The organism is Duganella rivi (assembly GCF_009857435.1).
In the GTDB taxonomy this organism is placed as follows: Bacteria; Pseudomonadota; Gammaproteobacteria; order Burkholderiales; family Burkholderiaceae_D; genus Rugamonas; species Rugamonas rivi.
Window position 1 is genome coordinate 229,229 of sequence record NZ_WWCK01000002.1, and the last position, 24,652, is coordinate 253,880.

Here is a 24,652-nt window from a genome sequence, read left to right on the forward strand (position 1 = left end):
CTTTATCCGCGCCTGGAGTTGGCATGCGCCTCCTGTCTCGCCTCATCGCGTTGGCTGCGTTCTGCAGCTTGCCGCTGGCCGTTCTGGCCGATACGTCCGTCACGTCGTTTTCGCCTTCCGGCACCGTCAAAGGTGTGCGGCAGGTGGCTGCGCGCTTCAATGGGCAGATGGTGCCCTTGGGCGATATGCGGCTCGGCGATCCGTTCAATGTCGATTGCCCGGAAGAGGGCAAGGGCCGCTGGATCGATGGCCAGAACTGGAGCTACGATTTTGCACGCGACTTGCCGGCCGGCGTCAGTTGCCGCTTCACGCTCAAGGACGATATCAAGGACTTGAGCGGCAAGCCGCTGGCAGGCATACGCCAGTTCAGCTTTGATACCGGCGGCCCGGTGGTGAAAGCCGCCGCGCCGCGCGACGGTTCCGGCTACATCGACGAGCAGCAGATTTTCGTGCTCGGTCTCGACGGCCCGGCCAGCGATGAAACGGTGGCCGCGCATGCATGGTGCCGCGCCGATGGCATCAACGAGCGGATCGGCGTGCGCGTGCTGCAAGGCGCGGAACGCCAGCAGGTGCTGGATTTGCGCAAGGCGTTCACCGAGCGCTATCTGTCGGTGTACTTCAAGGCGCGCGGCGTTGTGTGGCGCGCCACCACGGCGATCCATAACAAGAAGCTGGAACGCTTGCCGCTCGCCGTCCTGCAATGCAAGCGCAATTTGCCTGCGGCGACCGAGGTGTCGCTGGTGTGGGGCGCGGGCATCCAAGCCGATAGCGGCATCGCCACCAAGGAGGATCAGGTGCTGTCGTTTAAAACGCGCCCGGATTTCACGGCGCGTTTTAGCTGCGACAGGTTGTCCAAGGACGCCGGCTGCGTGCCGTTCCTGCCGATGCGCGTGCAATTCAGCGCGCCGATCAAACGCGCCGACGCCTTGGCCGTGAAGATCACAGCACCCGGCGGCAAAGTCTTCAAGCCGCTAATCGATAAAGAAGAAGAAAAGAGCGAGTACCTTGAATGGCTAACCTTCAAAGGCCCATTCCCTGAAAACGCGAAATTGAGCGTCGCGCTGCCGGCTGGTTTGAAAGACGATGCAGGCCGCGCCTTGGTCAATCAATCCCGCTTCCCGATGGCGATCCGCACCGATACGCAACCGCCGCTGGTCAAATTCCCCGCGCGCTTCGGCATCATCGAGGCCAAGGGCGACAAGCTGCTGCCGGTCACGGTGCGCAACGTCGAGGCGCAAGTGGCAGGAACCAAGGTTGACGGCACGTCGCTGCGCGTCAACGACAACACTGCCACGCCGGAGCAGCAAGACCAGCAAGTGATCGCCTGGCTTAAGCGCATGGGCAGCAGCTACAGCTGGGAGCCGCAAGAACTCTACGCAAGCAATATGGCCAAGCCGCTATTGGATGCTCATGCCGGTAAGCTTGAACGCTTCACCATGCCCAAGCCGGGCGGCGGCAAGGCGTTTGAAGTGGTCGGTATCCCGCTGCGCAAGCCGGGTTTCTACGTGGTGGAGCTGGCGAGCCCTAAACTGGGCGCAGGGCTGGCGCTCGGCAAAGGCCCAGCATACGTAAGCAGCGCCGCGCTGGTGACGAATATGGTGGCGCACTTCAAGCACGGCGCGGAATCGTCGCTGGTGTGGGTGACGTCGCTCGATAAGGGCAAGCCGGTGGCGCAAGCGCAGGTCGCGGTGCGCGATTACAAAGGCAATCTGCTTTGGCAGGGGATGACCGATAGCGGCGGCTTGGCGCACATTCGCCAGGAGCTGACGCAGAAGGACGAGCAACGCTACTTTATCAGCGCGCGCTTGGGTGGTGACATGACCTTCACCTTGTCCGACTGGGATCGCGGCATCGAGACGTGGCGCTTCAATCTGCCGACTGGCTACTACGGTGCGGACAACATCCTCGCCTCCACGGTCTTCGATCGCACGCTGTTGCGTGCTGGCGAAACGGTGCACATGAAGCACTTCATGCGCCGCCACGTGGAGCAGGGCATCGTGCGCGCGACCAAGGAGCAGGCGGCCAGCATGTTCATCGTCCACGAGGGCAGCGACCAGCAGTACGAGCTGCCATTGAAGTGGAGCGCCAACGGCTCGGCGGAAAATACCTGGGCGATTCCGGCCGACGCCAAGCAAGGCTGGTATCAACTGCGCATCGGCGGACACGAAACGGGCCGCTTCCGCGTCGAGCAATTCCGCGTGCCCACCATGAAGGCGCTGCTGCAAGGGCCGAAAGCACCGGCAGTGCAAGCGTCGTCGGTGGATCTGGATGTACAACTGAGCTACCTGTCCGGCGGCGGTGCAGGCGATGCGGCCGTGCAGCTGCGCACCGTGGTGCAGGACAATAGCGTGCACTTTGAGGATTATCCCGATTTCAGTTTCAGCACCGGCGACGTCAAGGTCGGCGTCGAGCGGCGCGGCGCCGGCTACGATGACGACGAGGGCATGTTCGAAGGCGAGGAGGGCGAAGGCGCCGGCGCCGTCAAAACGCGCAGCGTGACGCTGGATAAAGCCGGTGGCGCGCGCATCGCGCTCGATCAACTGCCGCAAGTGCAAACGCCGCACGCGGTGCTGGCCGAGATGACCTATCAAGACGCCAACGGCGAAACCCTATCTTCGTCCACGCGCATTCCGTTGTGGCCGTCGAGTTACGTGATCGGCATCCAGCCGGATGGCTGGGTAGTCAGCAAGGACGCGCTCAAGTTCACCGTGGCGGTGCTGGGTCTGCAAGGCAAGCCGGTGGCCGATGCACCGGTGGCGGTGGACTTCTTCCAGCGCCAGACCTACTCGCATCGACGCCGCTTGATCGGCGGCTTCTACGCCTACGAAAACAGCAGCGAAGTAAAAGCCTTGGGCGCGGCCTGCGAGGGCAAGACCGATAGCAAGGGCCTGCTGATTTGCGAGACCAAGGCGCCGGCATCGGGCAATCTGATTCTGCGCGCGAAAACGCAAGATGCGCAGCAGCGGGTGGCTGTCACCAATCGCGAGACGTGGGTGGCCGACGGCGCCGACTGGTGGTTCGCCGCCACCGACAACGACCGCATCGATCTGCTGCCGGAGAAAAAACGCTATGAGCCGGGCGACACCGCCAGCTTCCAGGTGCGCATGCCGTTCCGCGAAGCGACCGCGCTGATTACGGTGGAGCGCGAGGGCGTGATCGATACCTATGTGCGCCCGCTCAGTGGCAGCGAGCCGGTGTTCACTATCCCCGTGAAGAAGCAGTACGCGCCGAATGTGTTCGTGTCGGCGCTGGTGGTGCGCGGCCGCGTCAACGGCGTGCAGCCGACGGCGCTGGTCGATCTGGGCAAGCCTGCCTACAAACTGGGCATCGTGCCGTTGCGCGTCGGCTGGTCGGCCAATGAGCTCAAGGTGCAGGTCAAGGCGGACAAGGAAGTCTACAAGGTACGCGACAAGGCCACGGTGAAGGTCAAGGTCGCGCGTCCTGACGGTTCGGCGCCGCCGGCTGGCGCGGAAGTGGCGCTGGCCGCTGTCGATGTCGGCCTGCTGGAACTGATGCCGAATACAAGCTGGGATCTGCTGGAAGCCATGATGGAGCAGCGTAATCTGCAAGTGACTACGGCTACTGCGCAGATGCAGGTGGTCGGCAAGCGTCACTTTGGCCGCAAGGCGGTTCCGGCCGGCGGTGGCGGCGGCAAGGGCGCGGGAAGAGAACTGTTCGATACGCTGCTGTTCTGGAAAGCGCGCGTCACGCTGGACGCGAATGGCGAAGCTTCGGTGCAGGTGCCGATTAACGATTCGCTGACCGCGTTCCGCATCGTCGCTATCGCCAGTGCGGATGCGGACTTGTTTGGCACCGGCCGCACGGAGGTGCGCAGTTCGCAGGATCTGATTCTGCTTTCCGGCTTGCCGGCGCTGGTGCGCGAGGGCGACCGCTTCCGCGCAACCTTCACGTTGCGGAACACCACCGATGCCGCCGTCAAGGCCACGCTCAACGCCAATGTAGGCGGCAAGGCTTTGTCGCCGCAAACGGTGGCGCTGGAACCGGGGCAGGCGCGTGAAGTCGGCTGGGACGTGCAAGCGCCGTTGTCGGTGTCCACGCTGGCGTGGGATGTCAGCGCGGCAGTGGAGGGCGGTGGCGCGGCATCGACAGATCGCATCAAGATCAAGCAGCAGATCGTGCCCGCTGTGCCGGTGACCGTCATGCAGGCAACCTTGCTGCAACTGGATCGCAAACAAAGCATGGCCGTCAAGCTGCCGGAAGACGCCGTGCCGGGACGCGGCGGCGTGCAAGTGCAGTTCAGCCCCAAACTGGGCGGCGAGTTGCCGGGCGTGCGCGATTACATGCTGCAGTATCCGTATCGCTGTTTCGAGCAAGTGACCTCGCGCTCCATCGCGCTGCATGATGAAGCGATGTGGAACGCGGCGGCCGAAAAGCTGCCGACTTACCTGGATGCGGATGGCTTGCTCAAATACTTCCCGGTGATGGATCAGGGCAGCGATACGCTGACGGCCTATGTGCTGTCCGCCGCCAGCGAAGCGGGCTACGAGATTCCCGAGGCGCTGAAAGGCCGCATGGAATCGGGCTTGCAGGCTTTCGTGCAGGGCAAGATCACGCGCTACTCAGGTTTGCGCACCACCGATCTGGCAGTGCGCAAGATTGCGGCGCTGGAGGCGCTATCGCGTTCACGTCCGGTGAATGCGAGTGCTTTGGAGTCGTTCTCTGTGCAGCCGAATTTGTGGCCGACTTCCGCCGTCATCGATTGGTATCAGATCCTGCAACGCTCGCCCAAGCTGCCGCAGCACGCGCAGCGCTTGAAGGAGGCGGATCAGATTCTGCGCTCGCGCCTTAACCTGCAAGGCACGACCATGACCTTCTCCACCGAGCGCACCGATGACTGGTGGTGGCTGATGTCCTCGGCCGACAGCAATGCCAATCGCCTGCTGCTGGTGATGGCCGACAATCCGGCGTGGAAGGATGATATCGGCCGCCTCGCGCGCGGTGCATTGGGACGGCAGAAGAAAGGCCGCTGGGGCACGACCGTCGCCAATGCGTGGGGCGTGCTGGCGATGGATAAATTCTCGCAGCGCTTTGAAAGCGAGAAGGTGGCCGGTACTGCCGGCGCCACGCTGGCCAACGCCAGCAAGAGCATTGCTTTCGGCGGCGATCCGGCGGGCGGCACGGCCGTGCTGCCTTGGCCGCGCGGTGGCGACGGTCAGCTGGAACTGGAACATGCGGGCGCAGGCAAGCCTTGGGCTACGGTGCAGACCTTGTCTGCGGTGCCGTTGAAGGCGCCGCTGTCGAGCGGCTACAAAATCGTCAAGACCATCACGCCGCTGGAGCAGAAAACCAAGGGCGTATGGTCGCGCGGCGATACCTATCGCGTGCACCTGGATTTGGAAGCGCAGTCGGATATGACCTGGGTGGTGGTGGATGATCCGATTCCAGCCAGCGCCACGGTGCTGGGCTCGGGTCTTGGCGGAGATTCGCAAATCGCGGCCAGCGGCGAGCGCGCTACCGGCTGGGTGTACCCGGCGTTCCAGGAGCGCGGCTTTGAAGGTTATCGCGCGTTCTACAGCTTCGTCCCGAAAGGCAAGTGGAGCGTGGAGTACACGGTGCGCCTGAATAACCCCGGCCAATTCAACCTGCCGCCGACGCGGGTGGAAGCGATGTACAGCCCCGAGATGTTCGGCGCATCGCCTAACGCAGTGATGAACGTGAAATGAAACTGGTGATTTCCGCCATGGTGCTGGCGCTGGCCGGCTCCGCCGCCCACGCCGCGCCGACGTTTGACGAGGTGCGCGCGGCGTATCGCTCGTCGGACGCGCAACTGCTGGATCGGCATGGCGAGGCGATTCAGTCGCTGCGCATCGATATGGCGGTGCGGCGTTTGCCATGGGTGGCGCTGAATGACATCTCACCCGCGCTGCCGGCGGCGGTGCTACAGGCGGAGGATCAGCGCTTCTATGAACACAATGGCGTGGATTGGAGCGCGGCGGCGAAGGCAGCATGGGATAACTTGTTCCGTACGCGTCCGCGCGGCGCTTCGACCATCACCATGCAGTTGGCGGCCTTGCTGGATCCGGCCTTGCAGTCGTCCGCCAAGGGCCGCAACTGGGGGCAGAAGTGGGATCAAGTGAAGGCCGCGCGCGAGCTGGATGCCGAGTGGACCAAGCAGCAGATCATGGAAGCGTACTTGAACATGGTGTCGTATCGCGGCGAGCTGCAAGGCGTGGCCGCGGCGGCGCGCAGCATGTTCGGCAAGTCGGCGTCGGGATTGGATTTGAGCGAGTCAGTGATTCTTGCGAGTCTGTTGCGCGGGCCGGCGGCAGGGCAGAAGGTGGTGTCGCAGCGTGCTTGCGCACTGGCGCATGAACTGCGGCTGCCGTCGACGTGCAGCGAAATTCAGTTGCGCATTATCGTCGCGTGGAGCCGGCCGCAGTTGGCGGGCACGCTGGCCCCGGCGCCGCAGGTGGCGCAGCGGCTGCTCACGCGTAGTGGCCAGGCGGTGCGCAGCACCTTGGATGCGGGCTTGCAGCGTCACGCGCAGACCGTGTTGCGTCAGCAGCTGGCGGCGCTGAGCGGGCGCAATGTGAGTGATGGCGCGGTGGTGGTGCTGGATAACGCCAGCGGTGAAATTCTCGCTTACGTCGGCAATGCGGGCAATGGCGAGGTGGATGGTGCTGCGGCGTTGCGGCAGGCTGGATCGACGCTGAAACCATTCCTGTACGAGCTGGCGCTGGAGCGCAAACAGATCACGGCGGCGTCGCTGATGGATGATACGGCAATCGATATCTCCACCGGATCAGGCATGTACGCGCCGCAGAATTACGATAAAGGCTACAAGGGTTACGTCAGCGCGCGCACCAGCCTGGCCAGTTCGCTCAACGTGCCGGCGGTGCGCACGCTGATGATGACGGGGATGGAGCGCTTTCACGAGCGCCTGCGCGACGTGGGCCTCAGTAGTTTGACGCAGCCGGCCGAATACTACGGTTACTCGCTGGCGCTAGGCTCAGCCGAGGTGTCGTTGCTTGAGCTGACCAATGCCTATCGCGCGCTGGCCAATGGCGGTATGTACAGCGCGGCCAGTATGGCGCCGAAAGCTGCCGCAACGCCGCGCCGCGTGCTCGATGCGCGGGCCAGTTTCATCGTCAGCGACATCCTTGCCGACCGCGCCGCGCGCAGCCTGACGTTCGGCTTGAAGAATGAATTGGCCACCACCTTCTGGGCTGCCGTCAAAACCGGCACCAGCAAGGACATGCGCGACAACTGGTGCGTGGGCTACTCGGACAAGTACACGGTCGGCGTCTGGGTAGGGAATTTCGATGGACAGCCGATGTGGGACGTCTCCGGCGTCAGCGGCGCTGCGCCGGTATGGCGCGACGTGATGGACTACCTGCACCGCAGCACCGGCAGCCGCGCGCCCAAGCCGCCGAAAGGCGTGGTGCGGCAGCAGGTCAGCTACCAGCCTGAATTGGAATCGACGCGCAGCGAATGGTTCATCGCCGGCACCGAAAGCCCGCTCATCACGCTGGTGCGCGACGAACACCGCGCGCCGAAAATCCTCTATCCCGGCGACGCCAGCATCCTGGCCATCGATCCTGACATTCCAGAGGCTACCCAGCGCGTCTTCTTCCTCGCCCAAGGCAGCCAAGGTCTGCGCTGGCAGCTGGATGGGGAACCGTTGGCGCAGGCCACCGCCGACTATGCATGGCGTCCCACCCCAGGCCCCCACCAGCTAGCTCTCATCGACGCGAGCGCCAACATTGTTGCGACCACCCGCTTCCAGGTTCGCGGGGCTACCGCGCATTAGCACCCCCGCACTGCGATCCGTCGCGGGGTCTGACCCCGCATGGGGTCAGACCCCTCTGGTGTGGCCTTGCGGGTGCATTCTGGCGCGCATAAAAAAAGCCGGCACGAAGCCGGCTTTCGGGGGAAGCTTTTTGCACTTAGTCGCGGTCGCCGCCGAAGATGCCCAGCAGTTGCAGCAGGCTGGTGAAGATGTTGTACACGTCCAGGTACAGCGCCAGGGTTGCGCGGATGTAGTTGGTCTCGCCGCCATTGATGATCTGTTGCACGTCGTACAAGATGTACGCCGAGAAGATACCAATCGCCACCACCGAGATTACGATCGACAGCGCCGGGATGTGCAGGAAGATGTTAGCCACCGAAGCCAGCAGCAGAATCACCACACCTGCGAACAGCCACGTACCCATGCCCGAAAAATCGCGCTTCGATACCGTCGCCACCGACGCCAGCACCGCAAACACAGCCGCCGTACCGCCAAACGCGGTCATGATCAGGAAACCACCGTTCGAGAAGCCGAGGATGCGCGACAGCAACGGCGTCAGCATCAGGCCCATGAAGAAGGTGAAGCCCAGCAGCAGGGCCACGCCCACGCCGGAATCCTTGTTCTTCTCGATGCCCCAGATAAAGCCGAACGCAACCGCCAGGAACAGCAGCGCCATCAGGCCGCCACCGAGCGGCAAGTGCAGCGACACGCCCAGCGCCGCGCCGAACACGGTCGGCACCATCGACAGGGCCAGCAGCCAATAAGTATTGCGCAGCACATTGTGTTGCACCAACCGGCGGCTTTCCGCCAGATCGTAAGTTTTTTGCATGTTGATCATCGTAGTACCTCCTAATGCGGGGTAAAAGTTTACCGCTTGCTAAAAGCATAGCATGGCGCGCTGAGAATGCGCAAAATCATGCCAGAAAAGCACTTAATTCCAACTTAAACTGCCTTCATGGCCCCTGCTTTTCGGAATATGGGGTGTTCTATGGTAAAATCAAAGGTTGATTGGATTATCAATTCTTGTTTTAAACCTTTCTTTTTATTGGAGTTTTTCAAATGGCAATCGAACGCACCCTGTCGATCATCAAACCAGACGCAGTTGCAAAAAACGTGATCGGCAAAATCTACACCCGCTTCGAAGAAGCTGGCCTGAAGATCGTTGCCGCTCAAATGAAGCAACTGACCCGCGAAGAAGCTGAAGGCTTCTACGCTGCGCACAAAGAGCGCGGCTTCTTCAAAGACCTGGTGGACTTCATGGTTTCGGGCCCAGTCATGATCCAAGCCCTGGAAGGCGAAAACGCCGTCCTGAAAAACCGCGAACTGATGGGCGCTACCGATCCTAAGAAAGCAGACAAAGGCACCATCCGCGCCGATTTCGCTGACTCGATCGACGCTAACGCAGTTCACGGCTCGGACGCTGTTGAAGCCGCTGCTGTTGAAATCGCTTACTTCTTCGGTAAGTAATTTGTAAGGATTCCGTTTCCGCGCCGCGGTGCGGAAACGGGATAAATGATTAGTACTGTTTTGAACCACACTATGAACGCACCTCTGACCAACTTGCTGGACTTCGATCCCGCGCAGCTCACCGCCTATTGCGCCGAGTTGGGAGAGAAGCCGTTCCGCGCCAAGCAATTGCAGCGCTGGATCCACCAATTCGGCGCGTCGGATTTCGACAGCATGACGGATCTGGCCAAATCGCTGCGCGACAAACTGAAAAACCGCGCCCAGATCGTGGCGCCGCAGATCATCAGCGACCATACCTCGGCCGACGGCACCCGCAAATGGCTGGTCGACGTCGGCAATGGCAACGCGGTGGAAACCGTGTACATCCCGGAAGAAACCCGCGGCACGCTGTGCATCTCGACCCAGGCTGGCTGCGCCGTCAACTGCCGCTTCTGCTCGACCGGCAAGCAAGGCTTCAGCCGCAACCTGACCGTGGGCGAAATCATCGGCCAGCTGTGGATGGCCGAATTTGAACTGCGCCGCACCAAGGGCATCGAACCGGGCCCGAAAGGCGAGCGCCAGATCACCAACGTGGTGATGATGGGCATGGGCGAACCGCTGCTCAACTACGAGCCGACCGCCACCGCGCTGAAGATGATGCTGGACGATAACGCCTACGGCCTGTCGCGCCGCCGCGTGACCCTGTCCACCTCGGGCGTGGTGCCGATGATCGACAAGCTGTCGCAGGATGTGCCGGTGGCGCTGGCGGTGTCGCTGCACGCCTCCAACGACGAGCTGCGCAACGGCCTGATCCCGCTCAACAAAAAATACCCGCTCAAGGAGCTGATGGCCGCCTGCAAACGCTACATCGAGTTTGCGCCGCGCGACTTCATCACCTTCGAGTATTGCATGCTCGACGGCGTCAACGACACCGACCAGCACGCGCGCGAACTGGTGGCGCTGGTACAGCACCCGGAGTTCGGCGTGAACTGCAAATTCAACCTGATTCCGTTCAACCCCTTCCCGGAATCGGGTCTGCTGCGTTCGAAGAACCCGCGCATCACGGCCTTCGCGCAAATCCTGTTGGATGCGGGCATCGTCACCACCATCCGCAAAACCCGCGGCGACGATATCGACGCCGCCTGCGGCCAGCTGGCCGGCGAAGTGCAAGACCGTACCAAGGTTCAGCAACGCATGGAAAAAATGGCCGAGTATCAGAATAAATTCGGCGCTAACTTCGGCAAGATCGTGGAGATCCGTTCCTGATGACCTTCCTGGCGCAGCGTAGCCGGCTTAGTCTCGTCGCGCTTTGCGTGGCAGGGGCGCTGGCTGGTTGCGCCTCGCCGGGCCCGGGCAAGAGCGGCAAGGCCGAACTGACCACCGCCTCCGACGCGACCGCCGTGCAGCGCAAGGTCGATATCCGCATGCAGCTGGCGATCGGCTATTTCGAGCAAGGCCAGTACGCGGTGGCGCTCGACGAAGTGAAGCTGGCGCTGGCCGCAGACCCCAACTATGCCGACGGCTACGGCATGCGCGGCCTGATTTACCAGCAGATGGGCGAGAACGCCCTGGCCGAAGATAACTTCGTCCGCGCCCGCAAGCTGGCTCCGAATAGCCCGGATCTGGCCAATAATTACGGCTCCTTCCTGTGCCAGGTTGGCCGCGTGAAGGATGCCTTGCCGCTGTTTGATGCGGCCCTGAACAACCGGACTTACCGTTCGCCGGCCAGCGCCGCGAACAACGCCGGTTCGTGCGCATTGAAGATCAAGGATTACGCCAGCGCGGAGCGTTATCTGCTGCAAGCCTTGCAGTTGACGCCCGACCTGCCGGCCACTAACGCCAATTTGGCGCGGGTGTATTTTGAAAAAGGCGATTATGTGCGCGCCAATTTCTTCATCACCCGTTTGAATAAGGTGGCAAAGATGGAGAGCCTGACGGCCGATGTGCTGTGGCTCGCGATTAAGGTGCAGCATAAGCTGGGCGATAAGGACGCGGAAGCGGGTTGGGTGACGCAATTGCGTCGCCACCACGCCGGTTCGACCGAATATGCTGCTTATCAACGTGGGGCGTTTGATGAGTGAAACAGGGGTACCAATGAATTCTGAGTGGGCAGAAACGCCGCAGGAGCAGGGCAACACTGGCAAGGCTACGCCCGGAGCATTGCTGGCCGCCCAGCGCGAAGCGATGGGTTGGACGGTTGAACAGATTGCGGAACAACTAAAGCTGGCGGTGCGCCAGGTGAAGGCATTGGAAGCCGGCGATTACGCCGCGCTGCCTAACATGGCGGTCACGCGCGGCTTCGTGCGCGCCTACGCCAAGGTATTGAAGATGGATGCGGCCCCGCTGGTCGCGATGATAGAAGCAGCGCAGCCGACCAGCCCCGAGGTCGTGGTTGCGCCGCGCAAGGATTTGGCGGCGTCGTTCTCCGAGTCGCGCTTCCCGTCGATGACGGGCCGTTCGTCGGCGCCGGCTGGTTGGCTGGTGGGCTTGGCGGCCGTGGTGGTGGTAGGCGCAGCAGGCGCTTACGCTTATCAAAGCGGCCTGATTCCGGCCTCGCTGTTCGAGCGTAAGGAAGAAGAAGTGAAGCCGGTAGCGGAAGCCGCGCCGGCGCTGGAGACCACGCTGGTCAAGGAAGCGCAGGAAAACACCGCGCTGCAATCGCCTAACGTGCCGCTGATTTCGGTGCCGCCGCAAGGCGAGCAGGCCGCAGCAGCACCGGCAGCGACCGCGCCATCCGCTGCCGCTGCGCCGGCAACGCCGCCGGCGGCAGCGCCTGCGCCAACGCCTGCACCAGTCGCCGCAGCACCGGCGCCAGCACCTGCACCAGTGGCGATAGCGCCGACGCCTGCACCGGTTGCAGCGCCGGCAGCGCCAGCGGCTAGTGGCACTGGCCACCAGCTGGTGTTGAAAGTGACTGAGGATTCGTGGGTAGAGATTCGCCGGCCGGGCACCACCTCGCTGATTTCGCGCGTGGTGAAAGCCGGCAGCACCGAGACTTTTGACATCAAGGATCCGGCGCTGCTGATCATCGGCAAACCGGCCGGCGTGGAAGCCTCGCTGGGCGGTGCGCCGCTGGCGTTGCCGCTGATCCCGGGCGGTACGATTTCCCGCGTGAACATTAAGTAAGAACTGAGTTAGAACCATGACGCAAACTGCTATTCCATCGGGGCCAACCGAACGCCGCGCCAGCCGCCGCGTGTTGATCTCGCACGGCGAACGCAAAATCTGGGTAGGCGGCGACGCTCCGGTAGTGGTGCAGTCGATGACCAACACCGACACCGCCAACGCCATCGAAACCGCGATCCAGATCCGCGACCTGGCCCGCGCCGGTTCGGAACTGGTGCGCCTGACCGTGGATCGCCCGGAAGCCGCCGAAGCGGTGCCGTACATCCGCGAACAGCTGGACAAGATGGACGTGGACGTGCCGCTGGTCGGCGACTTCCACTACAACGGCCACACGCTGCTGAACGATTACCCTGAATGCGCGAAAGCGCTGTCCAAGTACCGCATCAATCCCGGTAACGTGGGCAAGGGCGCCAAGCGCGATACGCAGTTTGCGCAAATGATTGAAGTGGCGGCGCGCTACGACAAGCCGGTGCGCATCGGCGTCAACTGGGGCAGCCTGGATCAGGCGCTGCTGGCGCGCATCATGGACGAAAACGCCGTGCGCGAAAATCCATGGACTGCGCAGCAAGTGATGTACGAAGCGCTGATTACCTCGGCCATCGAAAACGCCGTGCGCGCGGAAGAACTGGGTCTGGCCCGCGACAAAATCATCTTGTCGTGCAAGGTCTCGGGCGTGCAGGACTTGATCGCCGTGTACCGCGAACTGGGCAAGCGCTGCGACTACCCGCTGCATCTCGGCCTGACCGAGGCGGGCATGGGCAGCAAGGGCATCGTCGCGTCGACGGCGGCGCTGTCGGTGCTGCTGCAAGAAGGCATCGGCGACACCATCCGCATTTCGCTGACCCCGGAACCGGGCGGCGATCGCACCAAGGAAGTGGTAGTGGGACAGGAGATCCTGCAGACCATGGGCCTGCGCAAATTCACCCCGATGGTGATCGCGTGCCCGGGCTGCGGCCGCACCACCTCGACCACCTTCCAGGAGCTGGCCGATAACATCCAGACCTTCCTGCGCGACCAGATGCCGGAATGGAAAAAGACTTATCCGGGCGTGGAGGCGATGAACGTGGCCGTGATGGGCTGCATCGTCAACGGCCCTGGCGAATCGAAGCACGCCAACATCGGCATTAGCTTGCCGGGTACGGGCGAATCGCCGGCCGCGCCGGTGTTCGTTGACGGCGCCAAGGTGGCGACTCTGCGCGGTGAACGCATCGTCGAAGAGTTCCAGGAAATCGTCCTGAATTACGTGAAGAAGAATTACAGCAAACATGTCTAAACAAGAAAAAATCACCGCCGTCAAAGGCATGAACGATATCCTGCCGCAGGACTCGCACCTGTGGCAGCTGTTCGAAAACACCGCGCAGTCGGTGGTGCAGAGCTATGGCTTCCAGCAGATCCGCACGCCGATCGTGGAAGACACCGCACTGTTCAAGCGCGCCATCGGCGCGGTCACCGACATCGTCGAAAAAGAGATGTACTCGTTCGAAGATTCGATGAACGGCGACTTGCTGACCCTGCGCCCTGAAGGCACGGCCGGTGCAGTGCGTGCGGTGATCGAGCACAATCTGGTGTACGAAGGCCCTAAGCGCTTGTGGTACACCGGCCCGATGTTCCGTCACGAGCGTCCGCAGCGCGGCCGCTATCGCCAGTTCTACCAGTTCGGTTGCGAAGCGGTTGGCTTCACCGGCCCGGACGTGGACGCGGAAATGATCATGATGTGCCGCCGCCTGTGGGATGACCTGGGCCTGCCGGAAATTCGCCTCGAACTGAATTCGATCGGCGATGCCGAAGAGCGCGCGCGCCACCGCGTCGACTTGATCGCCTACCTGGAAAAGCACGAAGACCTGCTGGATGCGGAAGCCAAGCGCCGCCTGCACAGCAACCCGCTGCGCATTCTGGACACCAAAAATCCTGCCATGCAGGAGATGGTCAACGGCGCGCCCAAGCTGCTGGACTACCTGGGCGAGGAATCGCTGGCGCACTTCAACGGCGTGCGCAAGATCCTCGACCACAACAACATTCCGTACGTGATCAACACCCGCCTGGTGCGCGGTCTCGATTACTACAACCGCACCGTGTTCGAATGGGTGACGGACGCACTGGGCTCGCAAGGCACCGTGTGCGCCGGCGGCCGTTACGATCCGCTGATCGCATCGTTCGGCGGCAAGCCGACGCCTGCCGTCGGTTTCGCCATGGGCATCGAGCGCCTGCTGGAACTGATGAAGGAAGCCGGCGAGCCGGAAATGCCTAACCAGTGCGACGTCTACCTGGTGCATCAAGGCGAAGCGGCGCAGCTGCAAGCCTTCGTGCTGGGCGAGCGCCTGCGCGATGCGGGCCTGGATGTAATCATGCACGGCTCCACCCTCGCCGGTGCGGGCAGCTTCAAGTCGCAGATGAAGAAGGCCGACGGCGCAGGCGCCGCATTCGCCGTCATCATCGGCGAAGATGAAGTCACCAACAACACCGCCAGCGTCAAGGCGATGCGCGCGGCGGAAGGCGAACAGCAGCAAACCTCGGTGCCGTTCGACCAGGTAGTCGACTTCGTGGTGGATCAGATCACCGACGGCGGCGATCACCACCACCACGTGCACGACGAGCACTGCAACCACTAAATTTAATCAACGCATTTCATCAACGCATTTCATCAACAATAACGGCAGACGAATACCATGGCATACGATCTTGAAGAACAAGAACAACTCGCGTCCCTCAAAGCGTGGTGGGACAAGTACGGCAATGCGACGACGTGGGTGCTGATCGCCGGCCTGGCCGGATACTCCGGTTGGACCTACTGGGGCAAGATGCAGCGCGATAGCGCCAACGAAGCATCGGCGTTGTACGCGCAGTTGCAGGAGTCGGTCGAAGCCAAGGACAACGCCAAGGTGTTGCGCGTCGCCGGCGACGTGGAAAGCAAATACGGCAGCACCGCTTACGCGCCGATGGCCGCACTGGTTGCCGCAAAAAGCTCGTTTGAAGCCAATGACCTGAAATCGGCCAAGGCCCAGCTGCAATGGGCGGTCGATCACGGCGCCGATGAATTCAAGGCCGTTGCCAAGATCCGCCTGGCCGGCGTGCTGCTGGATGAAAAAGCCTATGACGAAGCGTTGAAAGTGTTGGCCGGTGAAGTGCCCGCGCAATTTGCCGGCGCCGTAGCCGACCGCAAAGGCGACGTGCTGGCCGCGCAGAATAAGCTGGCCGAAGCCCGCACCGCTTACAAGGCTGCGCTGGACGCGACCGACAAGAAGAATCCGGGCCGTCAACTGATTCAAATGAAACTGGAAGCCATCGGCGGCGCCGCCTAATCATCTCAGCACCAAGGTTTAAAGACTATGCGTATGACCAAAACTGTAGTTGCAGCAAGCGTGTTTGCGATGTTGGCCGGTTGTTCCTTGTTCTCGTCCAAAGAAACCAAGAACCAGCCGGCGCCGCTGGTGGAATTGAAAAATCCATCGCTGAATCCGAAGGTGGTGTGGAAGTACTCGCTGGGTAAAGCCGGCAACGCAGTATTCACGCCAGCGCTGGCTGGCGACAGCCTGTACGTGGCGGACGCCAACGGCGCGCTGGTGCGCTTGAACGCCGCTGACGGCAAGGAAGTCTGGCGCGTGCGCACCGGCACCGACCTGACCGCAGGCGTGGGCAGCGACGGTGAGGTCGTCGTCGTCGGTGGCGTCAAAGGTCAGATCCTGGCCTACGACGCGAGCGGCAAGCAGCTGTGGAAAGCACAGGCGTCGAGCGAAGTGCTGTCGTCGCCGGAAGTGGGCGGCGGCGTGGTGGTGGTGCGCAGTGTCGATAATATGATCACTGCTTACGACGCCAAGACCGGCGCCAAGAAATGGAATGTGGCGCGTACCACGCCGGCCCTGACCCTGCGCAATGCGCCAGGCATGGTGATCAACGCCCCTAACGCTTATATCGCCCAGCCGGGCGGCAAGCTGCTGGCGCTGAACCTGGCCGGCGGCCTGCAGCGCTTTGAAGTGGTGGTGGGTGAGCCGCGCGGCGCGACCGAACTGGAACGCGTCACCGACATCGCCGGCACCCCGGTGATCTACGAAAAAGATGTGTGCGCCGTGTCGTACCAAGGCCGCGTGGCCTGCTTCGACGCCACCACCGGCGCGCCGCACTGGAGCAAGCCGACTTCGTCCGACAAGGGCGTGGCGGTGGACCAGCGTTTTGTATTCGTCTCCGACGACAAAGGCGAAGTTGGCGCCTATAGCCGTGAAAACGGCGCCAACGCTTGGAAGAACGATAAACTGTCCTACCGTATGCTGTCGACCCCCGTGTCGTATGGCCGCGCGGTGGCAGTTGGCGACTACCAAGGTTATGTCCACTTCCTGTCGCGGGAAGATGGTGCACTTATAGGTCGTGTGGCGACCGACGGCAGCCCAATCCAGGCTGACCCAGTCATCGCCGGCACGAATTTGATTTTCCAAACCCAATCAGGGACAGTGACTGCGCTAGCAGTCGAGTAAAAAATGAAGCCGGTAATCGCATTAGTGGGTCGACCCAACGTTGGGAAATCGACCTTGTTCAATCGTCTGACCCGCTCGCGCGATGCGCTGGTGGCGGACTTGCCTGGGTTGACGCGAGATCGTCACTATGGCGAGGGCCGTGTCGGCGAACGTCCCTTCCTCGTTATTGACACCGGCGGCTTTGAGCCGGTGGCCAAGGAAGGCATCCTCCATCAAATGGCAAAGCAGACCAAGCAAGCCGTGGCCGAAGCCGACGTTGTCGTGTTCCTGGTTGACGGCCGCCAGGGTCTGACGCCGCACGACAAGACCATCACCGACTTCCTGCGCAAGAGCGGCCGTCCGGTGATCCTGGTCGTCAACAAGGCGGAGGGCATGCGCTACACCTCGGTGGTGGCGGACTTCTATGAACTGGGACTGGGCGAACCGGCTGTCATTTCGTCGGCACACGGCGACGGCGTGCACGACCTGGTGGATCTGGCGCTGGACACTGCCTTCGAGCAGCGTCCTGAAGATCCAGAAGAACTGGAAAAGACCGACCGCGGCGTCAAGATCGCGCTGGTCGGCCGTCCTAACGTCGGCAAGTCGACCCTGATCAACACCCTGGTCGGCGAAGAGCGCGTGATCGCTTTCGACATGCCGGGCACCACCCGCGACTCGATCGAGATTCCGTTTGAGCGCGACGGCAAGAAGTACACCCTGATCGACACCGCCGGCATCCGCCGCCGCGGCAAGGTGTTTGAAGCGATCGAGAAGTTCTCGGTCGTGAAAACGCTGCAATCGATCTCGGAAGCCAACGTCGTGGTGCTGATGCTCGACGCCCAGCAGGACATCTCCGAGCAGGACGCCCACATCGCCGGCTTCGTGCTGGAAACCGGCCGCGCGCTGGTCATCGCCGTCAACAAGTGGGACGGTCTGGAATCGTGGCAGCGCGACGAAATCAAGATCGACATCGACCGCAAGCTGGACTTCCTCGGCTTCGCCAAGATGCACTTCATTTCGGCACTGAAGGCGCAGGGCATCGGCCCGCTGATGAAATCGCTGGATCAGGCTTACGCGGCCGCCTTTGCCGACTTGTCGACGCCTAAGCTGACCCGCGCGCTGATCGAGGCGGTGGAGAAGCAGGAGCCGAAGCGTAAAGGTTCGATCCGTCCGAAGATGCGCTACGCCCACCAGGGCGGCATGAATCCGCCGGTGATCGTGATCCACGGTAATGCGCTGGACGCCATCAGCGAGCCGTATAAGCGTTACCTGGAGAAGCATTTCCGCGAAACGTTTAACCTCGTCGGCACGCCGCTGCGCATCGAACTGCGTACCGGTAAAAACCCGTTCGCCAAGGGTTCGGAAAAATAAGCTGTTTTTTTGCAGGAACACCCTGCAAAAAGTGCAAAAACAAGGTACAGTGGCTTAGAAGCACCACTTTTAGCGTGGTGAGCGGTGTTTCAGCGAAAAATGTTTGACTTTAGTTAGACTTTTTGCTGAGCCACGTACTTGAAAGCACTTGAAATCAAGCGTTTCGCCTCCACTTCCAACACAACAACATAAAATGGAGCTGTTATGAGCAACAAAGGGCAACTGTTACAAGACCCATTCCTCAATGCCTTGCGCAAAGAGCACGTTCCTGTTTCGATCTATCTGGTCAACGGCATCAAGCTGCAGGGCCATATCGAATCGTTCGACCAATACGTCGTACTGCTGCGTAACACCGTGACCCAGATGGTCTACAAGCACGCCATCTCCACCGTGGTACCGGCCCGCGCCGTCAACCTCAATATTGAAAACGAAGCGGAATAAGCATTTGCAACACCGCTTCTTTTTATCTAGCCTGACCGTCTTATGCGCGCAGCTTTAGTCGGTATCGATTTCGGCCAGGGCGACTTTGCCGCCAGCATGGAAGAGTTGCAATTGCTGGCTCGTTCCGCCGGTGCAGAACCGGTGACGACGATTACGGCAAAGCGTTCTTCGCCGGACGCGGCTTATTTCGTCGGCAGCGGCAAGGCCGACGAGATCGGCCAGGCCGTGCTGGCTGATCGCTGCGAAATCGTCATCTTCAATCACGCCCTGTCACCGGCGCAGCAGCGCAATCTGGAAAAGCGCCTGAGCATCCGGGTGCTCGATCGTACCAGTCTGATTCTCGACATCTTCGCCCAGCGTGCCAAGAGCCACGAGGGTAAGTTGCAGGTCGAGCTGGCGCAGTTGCAGCACCTGGCCACGCGCCTGATCCGCGGCTGGACTCACTTGGAACGCCAGAAGGGTGGTATCGGTCTGCGCGGCCCTGGTGAAACGCAGCTGGAAACCGACCGCCGATTGATCGGCGAGCGAGTGAAAGCGTTGCGTGCCCGCCTGGCCAAGCTGCGCAAGCAGCATGAGACCCAGCGCCGTTCGCGCAACCGTACCCAGACTTTCTCGATCTCGCTGGTGGGCTATACCAATGCCGGCAAGTCCACGTTGTTCAACGCGGTGACCAAGGCCGGCGTGTATGCGGCCGACCAGTTGTTCGCCACGCTGGACACCACCTCGCGCCGCGTCTACATGGGCGAAGAGGTCGGCAACGTGGTGCTGTCCGACACGGTGGGCTTCGTGCGCGAGCTGCCGCACCAGTTGGTGGCGGCATTCCGCGCCACGCTGGAAGAGACCATCCACGCCGATTTGCTGCTGCACGTGGTGGACGCCGCGTCGCCGGTGCGCATGGAGCAGATCGAGCAGGTTAATTTGGTGCTGCAGGAAATCGGCGCCGATCACATTCCGCAGATTTTAGTGTGGAATAAGATCGACGCGGCCGGTCTCGAACCGTCGGTGGAGCGAGATGAATATGATAAGATTTCCCGCGTATTCCTCAGTGCGCGCACCGGGCAGGGACTAGACCTGCTGCGCGACGCCATCACGGAATGGGCCAAGGCCGCGCCGGGCGCGCGCCTGAACGAGACATACCAGATCGAAGAAGAATTAGAAGAAGTAGAGAGCAGTCCCACCCTCACTGACGTTGGATCACACTAATGCGTGTCTCCTCACTTATGAAACGACTAGGCCTGAAGCTGTCGCTGAACGACCCTCGCTGGGGGAAGGACAACAAGCCGCAGGCCAATGAAGGCAAGAAGCCCGGCGAAGGCCCACCCGATATGGAACAGCTGTGGCGCGACTTCAACCAGCGCCTGAACGGCTTGTTCGGGCAAAAGCGTCCCAACAATAACGGCGGCGATAACAATGGCGGCGGCGATGGCGGCGGTAGCAACCGTCCCGATATGTCCGGCGGCATACGCGCCACGGCCGGCGCCATCGGCGCAGTGGTGGCCCTGATCTGGCTGGCCAGCGGCTCGTTCATCGTGCAAGAGGGCCAGACCGGCGTGGTCTACACCTTCGGTAAAGTCAGCCATACCACCGGCTCCGGTTTCAACTGGCGCTGGCCGTATCCGTTCCAGAGCGACGAGACGGTCAAGGTATCGCAGATGCGCATGGTGGAAATCGGCTACCGTGGCAATATCAAGAACAAGCAGGCGCGCGAATCGCTGATGCTGACCGACGATGAAAACATCATCGACATCCAGTTCGCCGTGCAGTTCAAGCTGAAAGACCCGGTCGCATGGCTGATGAATAACCGCGACGAGGAAGACACGGTGCGCCAGGTGGCCGAGACCTCGATCCGCGAAATCGTCGGCAAGAACAAGATGGACTTCGTGCTGTACGAAGGCCGCGATAAAGTCGCTTTCGAAACCCAGCAGCTGATGCAGCAAATCCTGGACCGCTACGCTTCCGGCGTGATGGTGTCCAGCGTCACCCTGCAAGCAGTGCAGCCGCCGGAGCAAGTGCAGATCGCCTTTGACGACGCGGTGAAAGCAGGGCAGGACCGCGAGCGTCAAAAGAACGAAGGCCAGGCTTACGCCAACGACGTGATTCCGAAAGCGCGCGGCACGGCTTCGCGCCTGCTGCAAGAAGCGGAAGGCTATCGCTCGATGGTGGTGGAAAACGCTACCGGTAATGCCTCGCGCTTCAAGCAAGTGCTGGTCGAGTATCAGAAGGCGCCGGGCGTGACCCGCGACCGCATGTATCTCGAAACCATGCAGCAAATCTTCTCCAGCGCTTCCAAAGTGATGGTGGACGCTAAAACCGGCAGCAACTTGCTGTACCTGCCGCTCGACAAGCTGATCGCCCAAGCGGCAGCCACCGATGCGCAAGCCGCAGCGGCGCGCGCCGCGCAATCGGCGCCGGCCGCCAGCACCACGCTGCCGTCGGAGCTGATGCCGTCGGTGGAAGTGAATCGCTCGCGGGACTCGCGTTCGCGCGACTCCAGCTTACGTGACCGGGAGAGCCGTTAATGAATCGCATAGCTAGTACCGTTGTCCTCGCGTTTATCGCCTTGATGCTGCTGTCGTCGACCGTGTTCGTGGTCGACCAGCGCAAATACGCGATCGTGTTCGCACTGGGCCAGATCAAGGAAGTGATCCGCGAGCCGGGGCTGCATTTCAAATTGCCGCCGCCGTTCCAGAACGTGATCTTCCTCGATAACCGTATCCTGACCATCGAGTCGCCGGATGCCGAGCGCTTTATCACCGCCGAGAAGATGAACATCCTGGTGGACAGCTTTGTGAAGTGGCGTATCGGCCGCGGCGAAAATCAGCCGAAGCTGTACTACGTGACTTTCGGCGGCGATGAAGGCCGTGCGCGCGACCGTATGTCGCAGATCATCAAGGCAGCGCTGAACGAGGAAATCACCAAGCGCACCGTGGCCGAAGTGATCTCCGGCCAGCGCGGCAAGGTGATGGAAGGCATCCGCGCCAAGGTGGTGCAGGAAGCCGCGCAGATTGGCGTCGAGATCATCGATGTGCGCCTGAAGCGCGTGGAATACGTAGAGCAGATCAATAACTCGGTGTACGAGCGCATGAAGGCCGAGCGTATGCGCGTGGCCAACGAACTGCGTTCGACCGGTTCGGCGGAATCTGAAAAGATCCGCGCCGATGCTGATCGCCAGCGTTCCGTGATTTTGGCGGAAGCTTATCGCGACGCCGAGCAGATTCGCGGTGAAGGAGATGCGAAAGCCTCGGCTATCTACGCTGACGCCTTCGGCCGCAACGCCGAGTTCTACAAGTTCTATCGCAGCCTGGAAGCCTATCGCGCCACCTTCAAAAATCATGGCGACGTAATGGTGATGGACTCCAGCTCGGACTTCTTCAAGTACTTCAAAGGCTCTGGCGCCGGCGGCGCCGCACCCGCACCAGCCAAGAAGTAATCGTACGGGTCTCGCATCGGGATGCTCACCAGGCATCCCGATCGCATCTTTTTCCCCTCCGTAGACGCATTTTCGCGTAAAATATCAGGTTCGGCCTTCCGGTTAGGTGGCCGTGGCGTGCGCGCCGCATTGTTCATTTCTTAATTAATAGACCCATGCCGAATTGGCTGCTGCCCGAGAATATCGCCGACGTTTTGCCGTCGGAAGCACGCAAGATTGAAGAGTTGCGTCGTCTGATGCTGGATAATTTCCGCCTGTACGGTTACGAGCTGGTGATGCCACCGCTGCTCGAGTACCTGGAATCTCTGCTGACCGGCGCCGGTGAAGACACCGACCTGCGCACTTTCAAGCTGGTAGACCAGCTGTCGGGCCGCATGCTCGGCCTGCGCCCGGATATGACCACGCAAGTGGCGCGCATCGACGCGCACTTGCTGAACCGCGCCTCGGTCACGCGCCTGTGCTACGCCGGCAGCGTGCTGCATACCCGTCCATCGGGCTTGCACGCCACCCGCGAGCCGCTGCAAATCGGCTGCGAGATGTACGGCCACGCCGGCCTCGAAGCCGACGCCGAAATTCAAGAGCTGGCGCTGGCCTCGCTGTCGCTGGCCGGTTTCAACGAAGTGCGGCTGGATCTGACCCACGTCGGCGTGCTGCGCGCGCTGCTGGAAAATTGCCCAGCAGCCAAAAAAGATGAGGCTAAACTGTACCTTGCGCTGCGCGCCAAGGACGTGCCTGATTTGCAAGTGCTGACCAAGGATTACGCGCCGCTGGTGCGCGACGCCTTGCTGGCCTTGCCGAATTTATACGGCGACATCGACGTGCTGGCCAAGGCGCGCGAAGTGCTGCCGGAGCTGCCGGGCATCGCCAAGGCGCTGGCCGAACTGGCGGCGCTGGCGGCATCGGCCATCGGCCGCGCCCAGGTGGCGATCGATCTGGCCGACCTGCGAGGTTATCAGTATGAAAGCGGCGCGATGTTTGCGCTGTATGTCCCCGGTTTGCCGAACGCGGTTGCGCGCGGCGGCCGTTACGATCACGTCGGCGAGGCATTCGGCCGGGCACGTCCCGCCACCGGCTTCTCGCTCGATTTGCGCGAACTGGCGCGCTTGTTGCCGACCGCGGAGCGTAAGCATTCGATCCGCGCGCCGTGGGGCAATGCGCCAGAGTTGAAGGAAAAAATCGCCGAACTGCGCAAGTCCGGCGAAGTGGTGATCCAGAGTATGCCGGGTCACAGCCACGAACTGGACGAGTTCGAGTGCGATCGCGCGCTGGTGCTCGAAGAGAATGGTAGTAACTGGATTCTTAAAAACTTAGGTTAATGTGATGTCAAACAAAAACGCAAAAAACGTCGTCGTCATCGGTACCCAGTGGGGCGATGAAGGTAAAGGCAAAATCGTCGACTGGTTGACCGACCACGCTCAAGGCGTGGTGCGCTTCCAGGGCGGCCACAACGCCGGCCACACGCTGGTCATCGGCGGCGTCAAAACTGCGCTGCAACTGATCCCGTCGGGCATTATGCGCCCGGGCGTGGCCTGCTACATCGGTAACGGTGTGGTGGTGTCGGTGCCGGACGTGCTGCGCGAAATCGACAAGCTGGAAGCGGTTGGCGTAGAAGTCGCCTCGCGCCTGAAAGTGTCGGACGCAGCGCCAGTCATCCTGCCGTACCACGCAGCGCTCGATCACGCCCGTGAAGCGGCCCGCGGCGACGCCAAGATCGGCACCACCGGCAAGGGCATCGGCCCTGCATACGAAGACAAGGTCGCCCGTCGCGCCATCCGTATCGCCGACCTGCTGAACGAAAAGCGTTTCGCTGAGAAGCTGGAAGCCAACCTGGACTACCACAACTTCGTGCTGGAGAACTATCTCAAAGCGCCAAAAGTGGACTATCAAAAGACGCTGGACGACGCGCTGGCCTACGTGCCGCGCCTGCGTCCAATGGTGACCGACGTCTCGAGCGCCCTGTACAAAGCGCACAAGGCCGGCGCCAACCTGCTGTTCGAAGGCGCGCAAGGCTCGCTGCTGGACGTTGATCACGGCACCTATCCGTTCGTCACCTCGTCGAACTGCGTGGCAGGCAATGCTGCCGCCGGCGCCGGCGTCGGCCCGAGCATGCTGCACTACGTCATGGGCATCACCAAGGCCTACACCACCCGCGTGGGTTCTGGCCCGTTCCCTTCGGAACTGCCAACCGACGCCGGCGTGGGCCACCACCTGGCGCAAGTGGGCCACGAGTTCGGCACCGTGACCGGCCGTGCCCGCCGCTGCGGCTGGTTCGACGCTGCGCTGCTGCGCCGCTCGGTTCAGATCAACGGCGTGACCGGCATGTGCATCACCAAGCTGGACGTGCTGGACGGCCTGGAAACCCTGAAACTGTGCACCGGCTACACCATCGACGGCGAGCCAGTCGACATCTTCCCATCGGGCGCTGAAGAAGCCGCGCGCTGCGTGCCGGTGTACGAAGAAATGCCGGGCTGGAAAGACACTACCGTGGGCGCCAAGACCATGGAAGCCCTGCCGGTTGCGGCCCGCAACTACATCAAGCGTATCGAAGAGTTGGTCGGCGTGCCGGTCGACATGGTTTCGACTGGCCCGGATCGTGAAGAAACGATCGTGCTGCGTCACCCGTTCGCGTAATTTAGGAACCTG

At 61.8% G+C, this 24,652-nt stretch carries 18 protein-coding genes; 17 read left to right on the plus strand and 1 reads right to left on the minus strand.

Annotated features, from left to right (window positions below):
* The first annotated feature begins 23 nt into the window (after window positions 1–23).
* Window positions 24–5,684, plus strand: a complete 5,661-nt coding sequence (locus GTP45_RS05600; protein ID WP_161012906.1) for an alpha-2-macroglobulin family protein — start codon at window positions 24–26, stop codon at window positions 5,682–5,684.
* A complete protein-coding gene (gene pbpC, locus GTP45_RS05605) occupies window positions 5,681–7,771 on the plus strand; it encodes a penicillin-binding protein 1C (protein ID WP_161012907.1) in 2,091 nt (696 codons plus the stop codon). The genes GTP45_RS05600 and pbpC overlap by 4 nt, the downstream gene beginning before the upstream one ends.
* A 136-nt stretch (window positions 7,772–7,907) precedes the next feature.
* On the opposite strand, the gene GTP45_RS05610 is transcribed toward pbpC, so the two are convergent.
* On the minus strand, window positions 7,908–8,588 hold the full coding sequence (locus tag GTP45_RS05610) for a Bax inhibitor-1/YccA family protein (RefSeq protein WP_161012908.1): 681 nt from the start codon (window positions 8,586–8,588) through the stop codon (window positions 7,908–7,910).
* A gap of 221 nt (window positions 8,589–8,809) precedes the next feature.
* On the opposite strand from GTP45_RS05610, the gene ndk reads away from it, so the two are divergent.
* The 15 genes from ndk to GTP45_RS05685 all read left to right on the plus strand — a co-directional run bounded on the left by ndk (window position 8,810) and on the right by GTP45_RS05685 (window position 24,640).
* Window positions 8,810–9,217 carry a nucleoside-diphosphate kinase gene (gene ndk, locus GTP45_RS05615; RefSeq protein ID WP_161012909.1) on the plus strand — a complete coding sequence of 136 codons (408 nt, stop codon included), beginning with the start codon at window positions 8,810–8,812 and terminating at the stop codon, window positions 9,215–9,217.
* Window positions 9,218–9,289: 72 nt separating this feature from the next.
* Window positions 9,290–10,462: a dual-specificity RNA methyltransferase RlmN gene (rlmN, locus tag GTP45_RS05620; RefSeq protein ID WP_161012910.1), complete on the plus strand. Its 1,173-nt coding sequence runs from the start codon at window positions 9,290–9,292 to the stop codon at window positions 10,460–10,462.
* Window positions 10,462–11,277 carry a type IV pilus biogenesis/stability protein PilW gene (gene pilW / locus GTP45_RS05625; protein WP_161012911.1) on the plus strand — a complete coding sequence of 272 codons (816 nt, stop codon included), beginning with the start codon at window positions 10,462–10,464 and terminating at the stop codon, window positions 11,275–11,277. Before rlmN ends, pilW begins: the two co-directional genes overlap by 1 nt.
* Before the next feature lie 13 nt (window positions 11,278–11,290).
* Window positions 11,291–12,322: a RodZ domain-containing protein gene (locus GTP45_RS05630; protein ID WP_161012912.1), complete on the plus strand. Its 1,032-nt coding sequence runs from the start codon at window positions 11,291–11,293 to the stop codon at window positions 12,320–12,322.
* A 16-nt stretch (window positions 12,323–12,338) separates the two neighbouring features.
* Window positions 12,339–13,595: a flavodoxin-dependent (E)-4-hydroxy-3-methylbut-2-enyl-diphosphate synthase gene (gene ispG, locus GTP45_RS05635; protein WP_161012913.1), complete on the plus strand. Its 1,257-nt coding sequence runs from the start codon at window positions 12,339–12,341 to the stop codon at window positions 13,593–13,595.
* A complete protein-coding gene (gene hisS, locus GTP45_RS05640; RefSeq protein WP_161012914.1) occupies window positions 13,588–14,931 on the plus strand; it encodes a histidine--tRNA ligase in 1,344 nt (447 codons plus the stop codon). Before ispG ends, hisS begins: the two co-directional genes overlap by 8 nt.
* Window positions 14,932–14,988: 57 nt before the next feature.
* Window positions 14,989–15,621, plus strand: a complete 633-nt coding sequence (locus tag GTP45_RS05645) for a YfgM family protein (RefSeq protein ID WP_161012915.1) — start codon at window positions 14,989–14,991, stop codon at window positions 15,619–15,621.
* A 27-nt stretch (window positions 15,622–15,648) separates the two neighbouring features.
* Window positions 15,649–16,788, plus strand: a complete 1,140-nt coding sequence (gene bamB / locus GTP45_RS05650; protein WP_161012916.1) for an outer membrane protein assembly factor BamB — start codon at window positions 15,649–15,651, stop codon at window positions 16,786–16,788.
* 3 nt (window positions 16,789–16,791) lie between these two features.
* On the plus strand, window positions 16,792–18,138 hold the full coding sequence (der, locus tag GTP45_RS05655) for a ribosome biogenesis GTPase Der (protein ID WP_161012917.1): 1,347 nt from the start codon (window positions 16,792–16,794) through the stop codon (window positions 18,136–18,138).
* Window positions 18,139–18,342: 204 nt separating this feature from the next.
* The gene (gene hfq / locus GTP45_RS05660) at window positions 18,343–18,579 is read left to right on the plus strand and encodes an RNA chaperone Hfq (RefSeq protein WP_072780809.1); all 237 of its coding nucleotides are present in this window, start codon (window positions 18,343–18,345) and stop codon (window positions 18,577–18,579) included.
* A gap of 42 nt (window positions 18,580–18,621) precedes the next feature.
* Window positions 18,622–19,782 carry a GTPase HflX gene (gene hflX, locus GTP45_RS05665; RefSeq protein ID WP_161012918.1) on the plus strand — a complete coding sequence of 387 codons (1,161 nt, stop codon included), beginning with the start codon at window positions 18,622–18,624 and terminating at the stop codon, window positions 19,780–19,782.
* A 17-nt stretch (window positions 19,783–19,799) separates the two neighbouring features.
* Window positions 19,800–21,098, plus strand: coding sequence for an FtsH protease activity modulator HflK (hflK, locus tag GTP45_RS05670; RefSeq protein WP_229258349.1), 1,299 nt, complete (start codon window positions 19,800–19,802; stop codon window positions 21,096–21,098).
* Window positions 21,098–22,009, plus strand: a complete 912-nt coding sequence (hflC, locus tag GTP45_RS05675; RefSeq protein ID WP_161012920.1) for a protease modulator HflC — start codon at window positions 21,098–21,100, stop codon at window positions 22,007–22,009. The genes hflK and hflC overlap by 1 nt, the downstream gene beginning before the upstream one ends.
* A 155-nt stretch (window positions 22,010–22,164) precedes the next feature.
* The gene (locus tag GTP45_RS05680; RefSeq protein WP_161012921.1) at window positions 22,165–23,325 is read left to right on the plus strand and encodes an ATP phosphoribosyltransferase regulatory subunit; all 1,161 of its coding nucleotides are present in this window, start codon (window positions 22,165–22,167) and stop codon (window positions 23,323–23,325) included.
* A gap of 4 nt (window positions 23,326–23,329) precedes the next feature.
* Window positions 23,330–24,640, plus strand: coding sequence for an adenylosuccinate synthase (locus GTP45_RS05685; protein WP_161012922.1), 1,311 nt, complete (start codon window positions 23,330–23,332; stop codon window positions 24,638–24,640).
* Window positions 24,641–24,652 lie beyond the last annotated feature (12 nt).

Bases quoted from the DNA above. Each gene is read 5' to 3' on its own strand.
- GTP45_RS05600 (WP_161012906.1), top strand. From the start codon at position 24: ATGCGCCTCCTGTCTCGCCTCATCGCGTTGGCTGCGTTCTGCAGCTTG.
- pbpC (WP_161012907.1), top strand. From the start codon at position 5,681: ATGAAACTGGTGATTTCCGCCATGGTGCTGGCGCTGGCCGGCTCCGCC.
- GTP45_RS05610 (WP_161012908.1), bottom strand. From the start codon at position 8,588: ATGATCAACATGCAAAAAACTTACGATCTGGCGGAAAGCCGCCGGTTG.
- ndk (WP_161012909.1), top strand. From the start codon at position 8,810: ATGGCAATCGAACGCACCCTGTCGATCATCAAACCAGACGCAGTTGCA.
- rlmN (WP_161012910.1), top strand. From the start codon at position 9,290: ATGAACGCACCTCTGACCAACTTGCTGGACTTCGATCCCGCGCAGCTC.
- pilW (WP_161012911.1), top strand. From the start codon at position 10,462: ATGACCTTCCTGGCGCAGCGTAGCCGGCTTAGTCTCGTCGCGCTTTGC.
- GTP45_RS05630 (WP_161012912.1), top strand. From the start codon at position 11,291: ATGAATTCTGAGTGGGCAGAAACGCCGCAGGAGCAGGGCAACACTGGC.
- ispG (WP_161012913.1), top strand. From the start codon at position 12,339: ATGACGCAAACTGCTATTCCATCGGGGCCAACCGAACGCCGCGCCAGC.
- hisS (WP_161012914.1), top strand. From the start codon at position 13,588: ATGTCTAAACAAGAAAAAATCACCGCCGTCAAAGGCATGAACGATATC.
- GTP45_RS05645 (WP_161012915.1), top strand. From the start codon at position 14,989: ATGGCATACGATCTTGAAGAACAAGAACAACTCGCGTCCCTCAAAGCG.
- bamB (WP_161012916.1), top strand. From the start codon at position 15,649: ATGCGTATGACCAAAACTGTAGTTGCAGCAAGCGTGTTTGCGATGTTG.
- der (WP_161012917.1), top strand. From the start codon at position 16,792: ATGAAGCCGGTAATCGCATTAGTGGGTCGACCCAACGTTGGGAAATCG.
- hfq (WP_072780809.1), top strand. From the start codon at position 18,343: ATGAGCAACAAAGGGCAACTGTTACAAGACCCATTCCTCAATGCCTTG.
- hflX (WP_161012918.1), top strand. From the start codon at position 18,622: ATGCGCGCAGCTTTAGTCGGTATCGATTTCGGCCAGGGCGACTTTGCC.
- hflK (WP_229258349.1), top strand. From the start codon at position 19,800: ATGAAACGACTAGGCCTGAAGCTGTCGCTGAACGACCCTCGCTGGGGG.
- hflC (WP_161012920.1), top strand. From the start codon at position 21,098: ATGAATCGCATAGCTAGTACCGTTGTCCTCGCGTTTATCGCCTTGATG.
- GTP45_RS05680 (WP_161012921.1), top strand. From the start codon at position 22,165: ATGCCGAATTGGCTGCTGCCCGAGAATATCGCCGACGTTTTGCCGTCG.
- GTP45_RS05685 (WP_161012922.1), top strand. From the start codon at position 23,330: ATGTCAAACAAAAACGCAAAAAACGTCGTCGTCATCGGTACCCAGTGG.